The 16,313-nt window shown below is 40.1% G+C and carries 13 protein-coding genes and 1 pseudogene; 2 read left to right on the top strand and 12 right to left on the bottom strand.

What is annotated here, in order from left to right:
- Positions 1-215 precede the first annotated feature (215 nt).
- Positions 216-1,868 (bottom strand): RagB/SusD family nutrient uptake outer membrane protein, encoded by a 1,653-nt coding sequence (locus tag ABIB50_RS00070; RefSeq protein WP_429376175.1) that lies wholly within the window; start codon positions 1,866-1,868, stop codon positions 216-218.
- A gap of 18 nt (positions 1,869-1,886) precedes the next feature.
- Positions 1,887-4,937 (bottom strand): SusC/RagA family TonB-linked outer membrane protein, encoded by a 3,051-nt coding sequence (locus tag ABIB50_RS00065; RefSeq protein WP_429376174.1) that lies wholly within the window; start codon positions 4,935-4,937, stop codon positions 1,887-1,889.
- Positions 4,938-5,332: 395 nt separating this feature from the next.
- Here ABIB50_RS00065 and ABIB50_RS00060 point away from each other — a divergent pair, with 395 nt between their 5' ends.
- On the top strand, positions 5,333-5,614 hold the full coding sequence (locus ABIB50_RS00060; protein ID WP_429376172.1) for a hypothetical protein: 282 nt from the start codon (positions 5,333-5,335) through the stop codon (positions 5,612-5,614).
- A 79-nt stretch (positions 5,615-5,693) separates the two neighbouring features.
- On the opposite strand, the gene ABIB50_RS00055 is transcribed toward ABIB50_RS00060, so the two are convergent.
- Positions 5,694-5,897 carry a hypothetical protein gene (locus ABIB50_RS00055; protein ID WP_429376171.1) on the bottom strand — a complete coding sequence of 68 codons (204 nt, stop codon included), beginning with the start codon at positions 5,895-5,897 and terminating at the stop codon, positions 5,694-5,696.
- A gap of 393 nt (positions 5,898-6,290) precedes the next feature.
- Positions 6,291-7,295, bottom strand: a complete 1,005-nt coding sequence (locus ABIB50_RS00050) for a hypothetical protein (protein ID WP_429376170.1) — start codon at positions 7,293-7,295, stop codon at positions 6,291-6,293.
- A 231-nt stretch (positions 7,296-7,526) separates the two neighbouring features.
- Here ABIB50_RS00050 and ABIB50_RS00045 point away from each other — a divergent pair, with 231 nt between their 5' ends.
- On the top strand, positions 7,527-8,666 hold the full coding sequence (locus ABIB50_RS00045; RefSeq protein WP_429376169.1) for a XylR family transcriptional regulator: 1,140 nt from the start codon (positions 7,527-7,529) through the stop codon (positions 8,664-8,666).
- A gap of 39 nt (positions 8,667-8,705) precedes the next feature.
- Here ABIB50_RS00045 and ABIB50_RS00040 read toward each other — a convergent pair whose 3' ends face one another.
- The 8 genes and pseudogenes from ABIB50_RS00040 to ABIB50_RS00005 all read right to left on the bottom strand — a co-directional run.
- Positions 8,706-9,884, bottom strand: a complete 1,179-nt coding sequence (locus ABIB50_RS00040) for a UxaA family hydrolase (RefSeq protein ID WP_429376167.1) — start codon at positions 9,882-9,884, stop codon at positions 8,706-8,708.
- 24 nt (positions 9,885-9,908) lie between these two features.
- A complete protein-coding gene (locus ABIB50_RS00035; protein WP_429376166.1) occupies positions 9,909-10,181 on the bottom strand; it encodes a UxaA family hydrolase in 273 nt (90 codons plus the stop codon).
- Positions 10,182-10,183: 2 nt separating this feature from the next.
- Positions 10,184-11,443 carry an MFS transporter gene (locus ABIB50_RS00030; protein ID WP_429376164.1) on the bottom strand — a complete coding sequence of 420 codons (1,260 nt, stop codon included), beginning with the start codon at positions 11,441-11,443 and terminating at the stop codon, positions 10,184-10,186.
- 25 nt (positions 11,444-11,468) lie between these two features.
- Positions 11,469-12,224 carry an SDR family NAD(P)-dependent oxidoreductase gene (locus tag ABIB50_RS00025; protein WP_429376162.1) on the bottom strand — a complete coding sequence of 252 codons (756 nt, stop codon included), beginning with the start codon at positions 12,222-12,224 and terminating at the stop codon, positions 11,469-11,471.
- A 17-nt stretch (positions 12,225-12,241) separates the two neighbouring features.
- Positions 12,242-12,934: an RraA family protein gene (locus ABIB50_RS00020; protein WP_429376160.1), complete on the bottom strand. Its 693-nt coding sequence runs from the start codon at positions 12,932-12,934 to the stop codon at positions 12,242-12,244.
- 161 nt (positions 12,935-13,095) lie between these two features.
- Positions 13,096-14,625 carry a rhamnogalacturonidase gene (locus ABIB50_RS00015; protein WP_429376159.1) on the bottom strand — a complete coding sequence of 510 codons (1,530 nt, stop codon included), beginning with the start codon at positions 14,623-14,625 and terminating at the stop codon, positions 13,096-13,098.
- A gap of 141 nt (positions 14,626-14,766) precedes the next feature.
- A pseudogene (locus ABIB50_RS00010) lies at positions 14,767-14,883 on the bottom strand (transposase); the annotation flags it as partial.
- Positions 14,884-15,308: 425 nt separating this feature from the next.
- The coding region (locus ABIB50_RS00005; protein ID WP_429376157.1) for a hypothetical protein at positions 15,309-16,313 on the bottom strand (1,005 nt) is incomplete at its 5' end.

Here is a 16,313-nt window from a genome sequence, read left to right as displayed (position 1 = left end):
TAACAATCCTAATAGGTCAAAATCAACCTATTTAAGCTATTCTATAGCCAATTTGTGCAAAAAAAATCGTCAGCTTCACTCAAATATTAGTAAAAAAAAACCCTGGCAACCACGCCAGGGTCTGACCAATTACTTTCTCGAATGAGATTAGTGAGGAGGGTTTTTTTAATTTCGATTTATATTCGTGAATTATTTTTTGCTTATTTACACTAGCATTAGTATCCAGGGTTTTGTTTCAATACAGCACCCGAATTGGCATCAATTGCCGATTGCGGAATAGGGAAGTATTTATGGAATGGCTTCACGGTTTGTTTGGTAACATCAAACAGAGCATACTTTAAGGTGCGTTCGTACCATAGACCTAGCCTGTTCAAAGTAAGGCGACGCGGTTCTTCAATAATTAGTTCCCTCGCTCTTTCGTCCAGAATGTATTCAATAGTAACATCAGCAGGTTTAACTGGCAGTGCGTTAACCCTGGCCCTCACCACGTTAATATCTTTGGCCGCGCTGGCCAGATCTCCTTTTTGCAAATAGGCTTCAGCCCGGTACAAGTATGTTTCTGATAAACGGAATAGTGCCCAGTCTTTATCAGGCATAGTGCTTTGGCCAATACTGGTGATGATGCCTTCTACCTTTCTGATTTGAGGATATAAAAATTCAATAGTATCTATCAGCCTTGGGTCTTTCATATCTACTTTTTTACCAAAGTATTCTGTATTAGCCGGGTCGTTATAGTACCAGTCTCTTTTAATATTGAGTACAGAATTACGCATGTCATTGCCATTAGCGGCGCCCCATATATTATAAAAATAATAGTTGGTAGGGCGAACGAAAGCACTTGGCCTCATTAATGAATCCTGCAATACCATGCCCTTTTTTCCATTAGGTGCAATCAGGTTAAAATAGGACGGTCCCCAGCTTCTGGATAGCCCATGATGACCTACACTAGGGGCACCTCCCGATACGTTATTTTTAAACTGAAGCACCAATATACTTTCACGGTTACCTTTGCGCCGGTTAGGGTTGTCTTCCCAAAACAGGTTTGAATAAACATCGCGTCCTCTAGGGTTGGCATCGCCAAATAAAGTGGTCATCAGGTTATATTTGCCTGATGCAATGATACGGGTAGCGCTGCTGATAGCGCTGTCGGGCATATTGAGGTGTAGATAAACGTCAGTTAGGAGATGATCTGCTGCCGCGCTAGTCAGCCTTCCGTCTAATCCCGCGCTGGATATCGCGTCAGGATCTTTAGGTAACCATTGCGATGCAAACTCCAAGTCCCTACGAATCGTATCCAGTACCACAGCGATTGGGGTACGGGTAAAATCGTAGCGTGGCTTTTGAATTTCCTCGGTGATCAGCGGCACATCGCCATAAACCCCGACCAAGGTATTATAAGCATAAGCTCTGAAGAATCTTGCCTGTGCAATAATGCTATTCTTTTCTGCCTGATTTGCCCATATGGCTTGTGGAAGGTTCGCTCTTTTGATGATCAGGTTAGCCCTGGGCACCATACCTTGGTAAGCAGTGTTCCAATAATAACTAACAGCTTCGTGCTGAGGATTGAACAAGCTAAAGTCGACTAATTGAAAAGGCCGCGATTTTACACCGGCAAAAGCTACATCGGTACCAATCCTTAAATAGTCACGCATCCAAAAGCCCAGGGATGACGTGTTCCCCATGGTAAAATTACGCAAGTCGGCATACAGCGTGTTGGTAGCTGTTTGAAAAGTTGCCGCGTCCTTTAAATTATCCGGACTGTAAAAATCCTCAGGCACCTCATTCAAAATGCTTTTTTTACAAGCACCTATAAGGCAGCTGCACGTAAGCGCAAGCGCGATTAAATTTATTTGATATCTTAATTTCATGATCTTAGTTTTTTTTTGTTAAAGTGAAACACTTAATCCGGCTATTACAGAGCGCATTAGTGGGAATTGACCGTAGCCGGAAGAGACCTCTGGATCCCAGCCACTCCATTTTGTAAACATTACCGGATTTTTAGCACTCACGTAAACTCTTAATGAGCCTAACTTCCACTTGTCCAGTAGCTTTTTGTTAAAATTATATGATAGAGAAATGTCCTGAACCCTTAAAAAAGAGGTATTTTCTATGAACGTTACGCCAAGCGCGTTACCATAGTCAATAGACGGATGTGTGGTACTTGGATTGTCGGGCGTCCACCAATCTATATTGGTTCCTCTTACCTTGTAGGTAAATTTGGAGCTTGGATCTAATATGGAATTATTGCTTCGTTCGCCACCAACAGAACCGGTTAGTAATGTGTATAACGAAAGCCCTTTGTAGCTGATTGTAGTGTTAAATCCATACAAAAAATCTGGCCTGTCATAACCGAGTATTTTTCTATCGTCTGCAGGTGTAATTTTACCATCACCGTTAACATCCCTGATTTTCACATCACCCGGACGCGCGTTGAAAACCTTGGCTGCGGCAACTTCATCTTTTTGCCAAACACCGTAAATCTCGTAGCCATAAATGGCAGATAAAGGCTTTCCTATAAACCTGGTGCTGGCAATGTCATCATCTTCAATACCATCATGGTTATTGTCTATCCCTTGTAAAGCAACGATCTTGTTTTTATTAGCGGAAAAATTGAACCCGGTGGTCCATAATACATTACCGCTTTTGATATTGGTGCTGTTTAAGGTTATCTCAATGCCGTTATTATTTACCTTACCAATGTTTTGCAACTGTGATGGAAAGCCGTTCAATGCAGGGATAGTTCGCGGCAGCAGCAGATCACTTGAGTTGGAATTGTAATACTCTAACGCACCGGTTACCCTTCCTTGCAGAATTTCAAAGTCTAAACCAATATTGGTACTATATGTAAGCTCCCACCGAAGGTTATCATTGCCTAATGTCGTTGTACCTATACCGATAGCTCCGGCGGTAGCATCGCCAAAAATATAATTATAGGCCGACGACGGAGAGATAGGACTCAGCGTTGAATACCGGCCTATCTGGTTACCGTTGGCACCGTAAGATGCCCGTAATTTCAAGAAGTTGATAAAGGACAGTTTTTTAAAGAACGCATCTTCGGATGCGATCCAGGAAACCGCTACCGAAGGGAAGGTTGCATATTTATTATTGGCTCCAAAAACAGAAGCTCCATCTCGCCTGAAAGTTCCGGTGATGAGGTAACGGTTATTAAATTTATAAGCTAACCTGGCCATGCTTGATATAGAATGGTAATCATTATATGAAGCCGAGGCGGTTTGGGCACGCCCTAATTCTAAACTATAGTATGTAAGCGCATCATTAGGAAATGTATTGGCCGATGCTTTAGTTGAATTACTGGTTGCTGCGTTATAATTATATAATAAAGTAACATCAAAGTTGTGTTTGCCAAAGCTCCGGTTATATTTAACCAGGTTTTCCAGGTACATATCTGTAGTAGTACCCAATGTTTGGCTTGCACTTGCCTCCCTGAATAAGCCTGCACCCAGAATTTTATAAGATGGCACAAAGTTAAAATCCCGATCCCACCTTATGTTATTAGAATAATTGAAACGATAGGTAAGACCTTCAATAAAAGGGATTTTCACATCAGCATAAGCTATAGCAAAAAGGTTATAACGGTCTATCTTGCTGCGGTTAAGCGTAGGGAATAATGGATTAGATAAGTATCCATCATCCATAGGGTTAGGTTTTAATGCTGTTGGATAGTTGTCTAAATAATATTTCGAATACGGGCTTAATAAGGAAGCAATCTCCATATCTGCCGGGTTGCCCGAATTGTTGGTGTAAGCAAAAAATGAATTGGTGCCTATCTTCAACCAATCGGTTATAGTAGTTTCTAAATTTACCCTGCCGGATGCTCTTTTAAACTGGTCGCCTATAACTACGCCTTTTTGCGAAGTGTATTCTCCGCTAATAAAATATTTAGTTTTATCAGTAGCTGCCGACACACTCATATTGTAGCTGGAAAGCGGTGCAGGCTGAGAGATTTCATCTATCGCATCCCGCGAAATACCTTTATTAAACTGGCTTATCTCGACCGGGTTTAAAAAATAAGTAGATACATCCTCAAAAACAGGTTGGCGGGCCACTCCAGGAATTTGCCCGGTTGTGGTTCGGTAATAGATCGTTTTTGCGGAATTAAACATTTTTTGACGATACTGGCCTGCGTTTTCCAACTCCTGGTTCTTTACAAAAGATTGTGTGCCCGCATAGCTGTTAAACTGAACAACCGGCTTTTCGCCTTTTCCCTTTTTTGTGGTGATAAGCACTACACCATTAGCCGCCTGCGAACCAAATATGGCAGCAGAACTGGCATCCTTCAAAATTTCAAAAGACGATATATCATTGGGGTTTAAGTCGTTTAAAGCACCCCTAAATATAATTCCATCAACAACAATTAAGGCATTATTATTTGCGGCTATAGATCTTGAACCGCCCCTTATTTGAACTGCGCTACCAGAGCCAGCTCTACCGGTAGCAGTAATGGTTACTCCTGCTGTGCCTCCTCTTAACGCCTGGGTCACATTGGTGTTTGGCAATGTTTCCAACTTAGTATTGTCAATCCTGGCAATAGCGCCGGTTAAATCTCTTTTGGTAGTAGTTCCGTAACCTACTACCACAACCTGATCTAATGTTGTACTCGAGGATTCAAGTTTCACATCAATCATGGTACGGCTCTCAACGTTTATCTCAGTTTCTTTAAATCCAAGGTATTTAAATATCAATACAGAATTTGATGGCGCATTAATGGAATATCTTCCGTCAATATCTGTTTGGGTGGCCCCCTGGGATGAACCTTTAATCAACACTATTACTCCCGGCAAGGGTTGGGAGTTTCCGGAGTCGACCACAATACCTTTTATTGGCGTTTGTGAATAAACGGCCGAGTAGCAGCATACTGCAAGCCAAAGCAAAACGAGCCGCTTAAAAAGCGGAATGGTAAAAATTTTCACTAACATGGTTTATAATTTTAGGTTTATATAATGGTATCAAAATATTGGGCAATACAAGCCCGTTCAACACCTTTCAGGTGTTGTTTACCTATCGGTTTGTACCTTACCGACAGACATTTTAAAACTATTTTCAGGAATTTAAAACCCGCTAATCCGCAGGATTAGCAGGTGCTCTAGTGTTATTTCTCATGGTTATTATTATTAGATTTTTGATTGGTATACCGTACTACTATATAAAAGTAGGATGATCAAAATTATGTTATACCCTTAATTTACATTAACCTATTTAAGCTATTTTATAGCCTATTTGTGCAAAATGCTTTTAATAAAGTGATATAAAACATTACTTTAGCGTTAACAACCAAATCGGAATTTATCTGGTATAATTAAAGGTATTTATTATGAAAAAGGTATTTGTACAATTAGAATCGGGAAGAGGCTATGGACGAGATTTGTTAAAAGGAATTTATGATTATAATAACCGATTTTCTAAATGGAAAATTATTTTCGAACCTGCTTATTACTTAAAAACTACCGAAAGCAGGGATCTAGTTAAGCTTATCCAGCTGCTTAAACCTGATGGTTGCATTATTGAGCACAGTGAAAAAATAAACGAAAAAGATTATATATCCCCATTATTCAGGCCAGTTGGGTTGAGCATCAAAAAGACACACCATGCTTAAAGGTAACTATGAAGCTGATCGAAAAATGGCTGCTGAATATTTTCTGAACCTAGGCTTCAGAAAACTAGCATTTTGGTACTTAGTCAGCATAAAACACATCTGATTTGGTATAGGTTTGGGCATAATGCCCATCAGAAGCAATTGCAAAACGCAACTTAAATTTTTCGGCAGCACCTGCAAGCTTAGGTTCTGCCTCGTTAGCGAATGAATGGAGAGCTGGCAATGAATTAAGGCCCCCTGCCCCTATAACTCCGGTTTTTATAAAACCATGTCTGTTGCTCATACAACTAAATCGTTTATTGATTACCGTAAATTTATGTTTTATATGGTAAATTAGTTTTTAATCAGCATAAATCTCCAAACGGGAAGCTGTCGAATTAGATGATTTCTAACTCATCTTTAGATGGTAACTTAGGATATGGCTCATGAACGTCTGCCTGACACCAAAAAAGCTACCAATACAATATCCGAGTGTTGCGGCAGGTAACGCCCGCCCGATTTCCAAGGCCGGCGCCTAAAACAGTAGTATAGGGTTTCCGCCTGTCTCTATCCAGTATGGACCAATGCTATGACGAAACCAGCGGTAAAAAAATTAAAGTTTGATAGTTGCGCAGCACAAAAAAAGGCTCAACCTGGATTAGGTTGGGCCTTTTTCACCAAACACTTCACGCGTTTATTAACGCTGTAATTCGCCGTTATCGGGATTGCCTTTTTCATCCAATATCTGGATAGATGTGGCGGGGCCCAGATCAGGGTTTTTCCATGCTGATAGCGCCCAAACAATTTTCTTGTCAGGTGTTACTTCAAATAATTGAACGGTGCCTGCCCAGTTAGCGGTATTGGTGTCGTCGGCCATCCAGTTAGTTATTACAGTATTGCCGTTAGCTAAACGCTGCGCTGTTGGTGAATGGCCAATTTTGAAAGGTGCATCAGCAGGTTTAAATTCCCAAACGGTTTCGCCTTTAGGGTTTACCTCGCGAGTAGAGCCTTCGGTATCACCGGATATAAGGGTATTGCCATTATGCAAACGGATAGCCGACCATGCCGATTTTGCTGCAATAGACCATACTTCCTTTCCATCGAAATCCATCTCGACCACTTTATGTTCATTCAATAAGCCAATCATAAATGTTTTATGGCCCGGCGTTATCCGCACATGGCGAAATTGGTAATGCGATCCACTACCTGTTGTGGATATGGCAATCTCTTTAAGCAATTTATTGGTGGCTGTATTAAATATAAGCACCTTGCCTACCCCTTTCAAGCCGTTCAGCACCATCAGCACACTGTCTTTACCTATAGGCTGGCAAGAGTGAGTTTCAGTTCCGGGGGCACATATATATTGCCATAGTATATTTTTTTCGGGAGTGATAAGTCCCGCGCCCGACATGCAGGCATAAACAATATTGCCATTCGATAACAGCGTCGCGTCATCAAACTCCTGTATCATACCTGTAGCCGTTTTCATGGGGATAGAATACTTCCAAACTACCTTACCGCCCCGTACTAAAAACATAGATTGCTCCGTAGGTTTGCGCAAGTCCCATTCGCCGGCATATAAAAAGTCATGTTGTTTAGCGCCCTTGCCGGGCAATTTGTAATCTTTAACTATGCTAGTCTGCGCACCCGCATATGAGCAAACAAAAACACAGGCGATTGATAATATCGATTTAATTTTCATGATGTGTGTTTATAATAGTTTTAAACTATTAGTTTTTTTTGGCGATTGGTATACCGTATTACTGTGTAAAAGCAGTATAATCAAAATTATGATATACTCATAGTTTAGATAAACCTATTTAAGCCATTTTGTCGCCAATTTGTGCAAAATACTTTTAATAAAGTAATTTAAATCATTACTTTAGGCTTACTAAACAACCCAAAAGTGTCCGGTATAATTAAAGATGTTAATATGAAAAAGGTATTTGTGCAATTAGAGTCAGGAAGAGGTTACGGGCGCGATTTATTGAAAGGAATTTATGATTACAACAATCGCTTTTCAAAATGGGAAATAATTTTCGAACCAGCGTATTACTTGAAAACTACAGAAAGCAGGGACCTTGTTAAGCTCATTCAATTGCTAAAACCAGATGGGTGCATTATTGAGCATAGTGAAAAAATAAACGAAATTAAAAAATTAAACATTCCAATCATTCAGGCCAGTTGGGTTGAGCACCAAAAAAACACCCCTTGCTTAAAGGGTAACTATGAGGCCGATGGAAAGATGGCCGCTGAATACTTCCTGAACCTAGGCTTTAGAAAATTAGCGTTTTTTGGCGTTAATAAGATAGAATGGTCTGATGGCAGATTTTCAAGTTATGAAAAACATGCATCACAAAATGGCGTACAAGTAATTAGGTATATGTTTAACACTAATACTAAAGCAGGCCTTCGCCACAATTTTGACCATCTTATTAGGTGGTTAAAATCACTCCCAAAACCAATTGGCATACTATCCTGTAACGATGATTTTGGGCAAATGTTAATTAATGCATGTTCTATGGGCGAACTAAAAGTACCCCATGAAGTAGCTATATTGGGTGTTGATAACGATGAATTGTTATGTAATATAACCTTTCCTAATTTATCCAGTATTTCAAGAAATCATACCAAAGCTGCTTACAATGCCTGCGAAATATTAGACCGTTTAATGAATGGCGAAGTAGTAGCAGAAACCATTATCCCTACCGAGCCTGTTGAGGTAATTGTTCGTAGTTCTACAGACACTATTGCGTCCAATGATTTTGAAGTTATTAAGGCGATGCAATTCATTAGAGACAATATCAATAATCCAATAACGGTAGAAGATGTTGTGAAGGCGACCAACGTGAGCAGAAGGACCCTATATAGCCGGTTTAAACAAATTACAGGCCATTCAATTAATGATGAAATCCAACTAGCTAAACTTAAAAAATTTAAAGATTTACTTAAGAATCAGAAACTATCGGTAAAGGAAGCTGCTTTTAGCCTTGGTTTTAACGATATAAGTCATGTAAGCAGGTGGTTTTCTTCCATAGAAGGAATGTCGCCTGTTAAATGGAAAGCGAAATGATTTTATGATTTTTTTTGCGATCGCAAGGCAAACACTACATTAGTCACAATTCTTTGGTCCGAACTCGAAATATTTATAACCCAAGCTAAATTCCCTATGACCTAATTCTTCGGATTTGGTCTTTTCTCCATTAATAACCTGTTGAATCAATTGTATAATCTCATCGCCCATCTCATCTAATGTAGCGCCAGATTCGATAATTTTCCCTGCGTTAACATCCATATCTCCAGCTAAATTTTGGTAAGTTATGGGATTTGAGCAAACCTTGATGACAGGCGCAATTGCAGATCCGACGACAGAACCTCGCCCGGTAGAGAATAAAATTATATGACAGCCACTGGCAATCATTTCGGTAATTTCTGAGTTATCGTTAATATTAGGAAATCCCCATAGTGCTTCACCATCGGGGACAACATCCATAAAATATAACCCAGGTTTTTGAGGGGTGTCGCCGGGTTTTATCAAAGCATTAATAGTTAAACTTCCACTTTTAGAATAAGAACCTAGTGATTTTTCTTCGATTGTTGTTAAGCCGCCCGTAGCATTCCCCGCCGAAAAACTGTCATGGCCCATTTTTTTATAATACACATCGGCTTTCCTGATACATACTATTAACTCGCGCCCCAACTCTTCATTTTCAGCGCGCTCTGCCATTAAATACTCGCAACCCAAAAGTTCGCCGGGTTCTTCAAAAATACATTTAGCACCTAATGGGATCAATTTATCAAAGGCATTTCCAATTGAAGGATTTGCTGTAAATCCACTGGCTGAGTCGGAGCCACCGCAAACCGTTCCAACTATGAGATCATTAATAGCAAAATCCACTTTGATACATTTTTCTGATTCGAGTATAATCTTTTTTACGGCAGCTATTCCCGCTTCTATGGATGAAAGTGTGCCCCCGCTTTCTTGTATGGTCAATTGTTCTACATCGCGCCCACTATCGGTTATAACTGTATTTAACCCGTTTCTATCAAAATTTTCACAACCTAAAGACACTAGCAACACGCCTCCAACATTGGGATGCGTGCATAGTTTCTGCATCATTCTGTTAGCGTAATCATTTGGTGCACAGCCGCTAAATCCTATTAAATGAACATCGTTCGGAAAAGAAGCTGCAATTTGCCTGGCAACATGGTGCGCGCATTCCACCAGGTAGGCCACAAGTACAATATTGCGTATTCCTTTTCTTCCGTCTTTTCTTAAATATCCTTTCATCTTTTAACGGTTAGTGACAGAAACTTATTCGTTAATGCTTTTATAATCTGTTTTTAGGTTATGACTATGAACATGCTCGCCCGGCTTTACTTCTTGCGTTGCTCGCCCTATGGGAAGCCCGTATTTTAAGACCTTTTCATTTGCAGAAATTGCCTTGACGGCTATTTTATGCCCAAAAAATATAGCCGACGGCAATTGTATCGATTCTCCATTTAACAGGATAGTTTCTCCAGCATTAAAATTTTTCAAGGCAATAACCACATTATCCCGCTCATGTAAATGGATAAAACTTTGCATAACTATTTTATAGGGCTAATTTTCGGAATCATTAGTTTTAGAATTAACCACGCCAATATATACATGGTGCTGGCAATTAAGAATATCGGCATGTAGCTACCCGTAAATTTGAGTATCAATCCAACAAATGACGCTGCTAAAGCCCCGCCTATTGCCCCGGTAAAACCCGATAGACCCGCCATTGTTCCTACTGCCTGTTTAGGATAAATATCTGATATAACTGTGAAAATGTTTGAGGCCCACCCTTGGTGTGCTGCTGTTGCCATACCTATAATTATAACCACCAGCCAAATATTTTGAACTTGTGTAGCAAATACCAGCGGCAGAACCAACATTGCGCAGATGAATATGGCGGTCTTTCTGGAAAAGTCTATCGACCTGCCCTTTTTAATAAAATTGGATGATAGGAAGCCGCCAAAAACGCCGCCAATACTAGCCATTGTATAAATAATGATAAGCGGTAAAATGGATTGTTTAAGATCGATATTTTGGGTTTTGCGTAAAAAGTCGGGCGCCCAGAACAGGAAGAACCACCAAACCCAATCGGTTAAAAAACGCGACAGGCATATGGCATAGGTTTGTTTATAGCTAAATAAACTTTTCCAGGTTACATTGCTAACAGATTTAACATCCTCTAAATTATTATCTGATAAAATATAAGCTAATTCTGATGGAGATACTCTTTTGTGCTTTTCGGGAGGTTGATACAAACAAAGCCAAACAATTATCCATATAAAACCCAATAGCCCGGTGATAATGAATGCCCATTTCCAACCTAAGTTTATAGTAATTTCGGCAACAATTATAGGTGCAACTATAGCCCCAATGTTTGAACCCGAATTAAATATACCGGTAGCCAATGCCCTTTGCTTTTTGGGGAACCACTCGGCAACGGTTTTTACAGCAGCAGGAAAATTAGCGGCTTCACCAATTCCAAGTATTGCGCGGGCAAAGCCAAAACCCATAACTGTACTTACAGCAGCATGTATTAATGCTCCAAAACTCCACACTGTAACCGCTGTAGCATAACCTAAACGCGTACCAAATTTATCAAGCAATTTGCCGCTAAGTAGTAGTCCAATTGCGTAGGCAATTTGGAAGGCAGTTACTATATAACCATAATCGGCATCATCTAAATGGATATCTTTTTCTATGAACGGCTTCAAAAGGCCTATAACCTGGCGGTCTATATAATTAATAGTAGTTGCAAAAAACAGCAATACTACAATCGTCCATCTTACTTTGGATTGGCCCACTATCATTTTATCTTAAATATTGTAAAAACCATTAAAATGCTTCGGCAGCACCACCATCTACCGGCAGAAAAACACCATTAACATATTTGCTTGCGTCCGAGGCAAGGTATAGGGCTGCATAACCAATATCTTCTGGTGTACCGAAGGTGTTATTGGGTATCCTGTTTAATATTTTTTGCTTACGAGGTTCATCCTGATCTATGGCTTTGTGAAGCATAGGCGTATCAATCCAACCTGGTGCAATGGTATTTATTCTGACATTATCAATCGCCAACTCCGCCACCATACTTCGCATCATTCCTACAATAGCCGTTTTACCGGTAGAATAAGCAACAACTTGTTTCATACCCATAACTGCACTCATGGAACTGATGAGGATAACACAGCCTTTTTTTCTCTCAGCCATCCTTTTTGCAAATTCTCTTGTTAACGCAAAAACGCTTAGTAAATGGACGTTTAATATTTCTAAGAAATCAGCATCTGTCGTATCTAATGCATTTTTTTTTAGGTGTGTACCAGCACAATTTACCAAGATATCCGTTGGGCCTATTTTGACTTCTATATTGTTAACAAGTTCTGGAATCTTACTTAAATTGGTAACATCAAATTGAATGTACTCGCAACTTTCTCCTAGTTCTTCTTTCGCATTAATTAATTTTTGAAGATTTTTCCCTACAATAATTACTGTTGCACCAGCTTCTATATAGGCCTTTGCAATTCCAAAACCTAAACCGCTCCCTCCGCCTGTAATTACCGCCCTTTTACCTTTTAAACTAAATTTATCCATAGCTATCTTTCAAAAATTTACATTATTCCGAACTTTTTAAATGCGTCTACAGTACTCATTCCTGCCTGTAACGCTTTCAGCACCTCTTTCTCCCCTCGGGCTTTTTCAAGAGCTTTTTCAAAAACCTCATCCTGTATTAATTGCGGAATAATTACAACGCCATCGCGGTCGCCGTAAACAATATCTCCAGGTTTTATCAATACTTTTTCTATTTCTATCGGCACCCGGTAGTCAATAACTTTCCCTCTTGGGCCTTGGTCCTGCGCGTAGGTGCCCATGCTAAATGCGGGAAACCCCAGTCTTATCACCTCATTGGTATCTCTGGAGTAACCATGTAACACGGCGCCTGATGCTTTTAATTTCATCGCCCTGGTACTCATTAATCCGCCCCATAGTGCATAGCGTAGGGAAGATCCTGTGCAGATATATACTTCATCTTCCAGCAGGCTATCCAGCGCTTCAAACATAAGCCCAAAAGGTTTATTTAAAAATGGGTTGGCAGATACGGATAGTTGCTCGCCAAATACGTCTGCCTCTACTACAGGCATGGCTTTGCCAAAAACCACCATGCTAAGATCAAGTGGTTTGATCGAAGCTGGAAGAAATTGATGCAGATAGCCCATCTTATCTAACACATCGCCTACCAGCGCAGTAAACAGTTCGGTTTCAGCTAATCGCTTTAACTCTTGGAATGATTTATAATAGGACATTGGTTTAAATTACGTTAGTCTAATAAAATTCTGTCAAAGGTATTATCAAGACCCGCTATATTTAATCCAATTTTGGCCATTTTATAACCAATTCAGGCAAGTCAAACGCAGCTTGCAAAAATATTTATAATGAACCCATTAAAGCCTTTTATGTAATAACTTTAAAATTCTTTTTTATCTACCGAAGCTAATTTGATGCTTGGTAGTTGACTGCTGTTATACACACTAAAATTTTTAACCTGGTTTAAGATAAACGTTGATGCCCCTTCGGCCTTCTGCGCACGTACGTGCTGAAAATCAGCACCATCAACATTATCTAAATAGAAACCAGGGCGAAGGTCTTCTTTCATATAGCTTACTTCCACATCGCTCATTTTAAGATCTTTTACATTTCTGATAAAAAAGCCGTAAGCGGGTGTGATACCAAACGACTCTGGTTCAGGATAACCTTTTATTAAGGCCGGTACTTCTCGTGTAATTTGTTCTTTAGTCCCACCGCCTTTATAATAAATACGAATGTTATTTAAGGTAAGGTCCTCAATATCATGGCCCGGTATCCCGCTGATGACGGCCCCTTGTGTGCCATCAACATCATAAGCCACCACATTGCTAATGATTACCCTGCGTAGGGTGCTGTATGGAAAATCTTTAGGTGCGCGCATACGGGCACCTAACCTTACAAATATAGGCGAGTTGTTAATATCGCGCATAGTGATATTGCTGATAGTAATATCCTCTAACGCGGCACCGTCAACCGTTTCAAGCGCCAGGCCTTTGCAATGGTCAAAAATACAGTTGGTTATGGTAATGTTTTTATAGCCGCCGTTAGACTCGGTGCCAAATTTAATACGGCCCTGTGGGTGATTTCGGCCGTCTTTTTTAAAGGTTCCATCTAAAAAAGTTCCCTCATTGTATCCTGAAACCATGCAGTTGGTGATCGTTACATTCTCTAAAGCCCGCGGATAGTTTAAAGAATAATCACATTTTAAACACAAAGCATCATCGCCGGGGGCATTGATAGTGGTGTTGGATATATGCACGTTTCTGCTCGATATTAAATCAATACCATCCCGGCCGGTATCCATCTTGATATTATCGATAGTGGTATTATCAACCGCCGTTAGCAAAAAGCAAAACCAGCCACCATGATAAATGGTAAAGTCTTTTAAAGTGACGTTTTTACAAAGTTTAAGGGCCAGCGCTTTGTTACCGTAGCCTTCGTTTTGTCCTGCTTTCCTTTCATCTTTTATCAAGCCTTTCCCCCAGATCTTTCCAGGCCCCACGATAGAAATATCGTGCAGGTTTTCGCCTACAATAAGGCTGTTATGAAAATGACTATGGCCGTAATCCTGGTAAATTTCATTTTCACCTTTTTCAGGCATATCGTATTTGATGTTATCATCGTTAGTTGCCGCCACAATGGTAGCTCCCTGATCGATATACAGCGCTACGTTGCTTTTCAGGTGTATGGTTACCGACAGATAATCGCCGGCAGGGAAATATACGGTACCCCCGCCTGCTGCAGCAGCCGCATCAATGGTTTTATCAATGGCTTTGGTATCTAAATTTTTGCCGTCGCCTTTGGCACCATATTTTTTCACATTGTAAACCGGAGCCTGTGCTGAAGCCAGATTAACAGTTAAAAACAGTAAGGCAAATACTCCAGTTAATTTGGTGTATGAAGTTCCCATATATATTATTGGTTTTAAATTGAATAGTGTTTGTTATATATTTTGAAATAAGCATTTAGTTAATAATCATCTTATAAGTATACGGTAGGCTTTCGATCATTTTGGTCATCAGGTTTTCAAAATGCCCTCTTTCGTTGTATGCCTGTTAAAGCGATAAGTATATTCATCGAGATAGGATTGGAGGTGTTTGACTGAATGATGGACACCTTTTAACCATGCTTTTAACATCATAATACATCGGTGTAGTTCAGCAAAGTTTTACAGCCCTGGAACAATGTTCCCGATTTAGCGGACTTTATATACCTGCACCGCGTGTATTGCCGGTCTTTGGTGCTATTACTTTACAATAATGACCGTGGCCTCACTTCTTACAATTATAAACACCGGACCACTTCAACTCAGCTAAACACTTTATACAGCTATCATCATCGGGATATCGCGCCTGAAATTCAAATAATGATAAGCTCTTAAATCGTTGCTCCATAAAGGTAATTACTAATTTTATTAGTATTAAGCATGCACCTACTTCAAAAGAATTATTTTAGGTCATCCTAATGGTGACTGACAAAAATATCGCCTATATCCGTCTCTTTTAATCCTATTTCAGCAATTCTACATCCAATTTAGGCAAATTAAAGATCATATTGCTAAACACAATATTTTAAGAAGCTCTTCTATCGTAATTATAATTTAAAGCTGATACCAATATTTATAGCGTAATCTGCAAATGCAGCATCACCCTGAGTGTATACACCGGTCAGATCTGTCTTAATTTTATCCGGTACACTTTGCATTCTGTCACGAATTAATGCAATAGGGACAAAAGCATTTATGCTAACTTTTTTAAAGGAATATATTATGCCCGGTTCTGCCGAAATAATATCGCCGGGGCGCCTGAAACCATTGCTGCCGCCAATAAGGTCTTTAGTGGGCAAACATTCGTCGCGCAAACCTGCAGAGAATATAAATTTATTTACTGAGTAACTTACACCGGCCCTTATCATCATTTGATCTGGAACGCTCATTACATCGCTGCCATTAGCTATAGTAGCGGCACTCGGCGTACCACCACGTGCCGATGAAACACCGTTTTGTTCGCGCGGACTGATCAGATAATAAAAATTACCGTACAAATTAAAGGCTTTTGATACATTGTAATAAGCGTTGATCTCAGTGGTAATACCTGTTCCGCCATCACCCAATTGGATAGACTGATCTACCGGGCCTAATAGTTTTGTGCCGCTGGGGCCTGTGTTATAAAAATAATCGGTGTATTTATAATCGCCGGTAGGCAGCTTTACACCTAAGCCAAACTGAATATTTCCCTTCTTATATTTATGCGGATCCAATAGCCAGGCATAGCCTGTTAAGCGTATATCGCCAATACCAAATGATGATGTGGTATGCCTTTCGTTGCCGCCATGCTCATATAAGGATGACCGGGTATTTGATATAACCGGCATATCAAAAGAGAATGACCACCGACTGTTAAACACACGGGTTAGCGCCAGATCCTGCGTAAAAGCATGATTAATAACATTGGTACCTAATATGGTACGCTGTGTTTGTTCCTGGCGGCCAATAAAGTGTTTATATGATTTATAATACCGCACGTTCGAGTTAAAAACCCATGCGCCGTTTTCGTCTGTTTCATCCGGGTGGTCAAGCATTTCGCAAACGCCGCCGGT

This window comes from Mucilaginibacter sp. UYCu711 (assembly GCF_050433825.1).
Lineage (GTDB): Bacteria > Bacteroidota > Bacteroidia > Sphingobacteriales > Sphingobacteriaceae > Mucilaginibacter.
The sequence above is the reverse complement of the archived record's forward strand: the minus strand, read 5'-3'. Positions and strand labels throughout refer to the sequence as shown.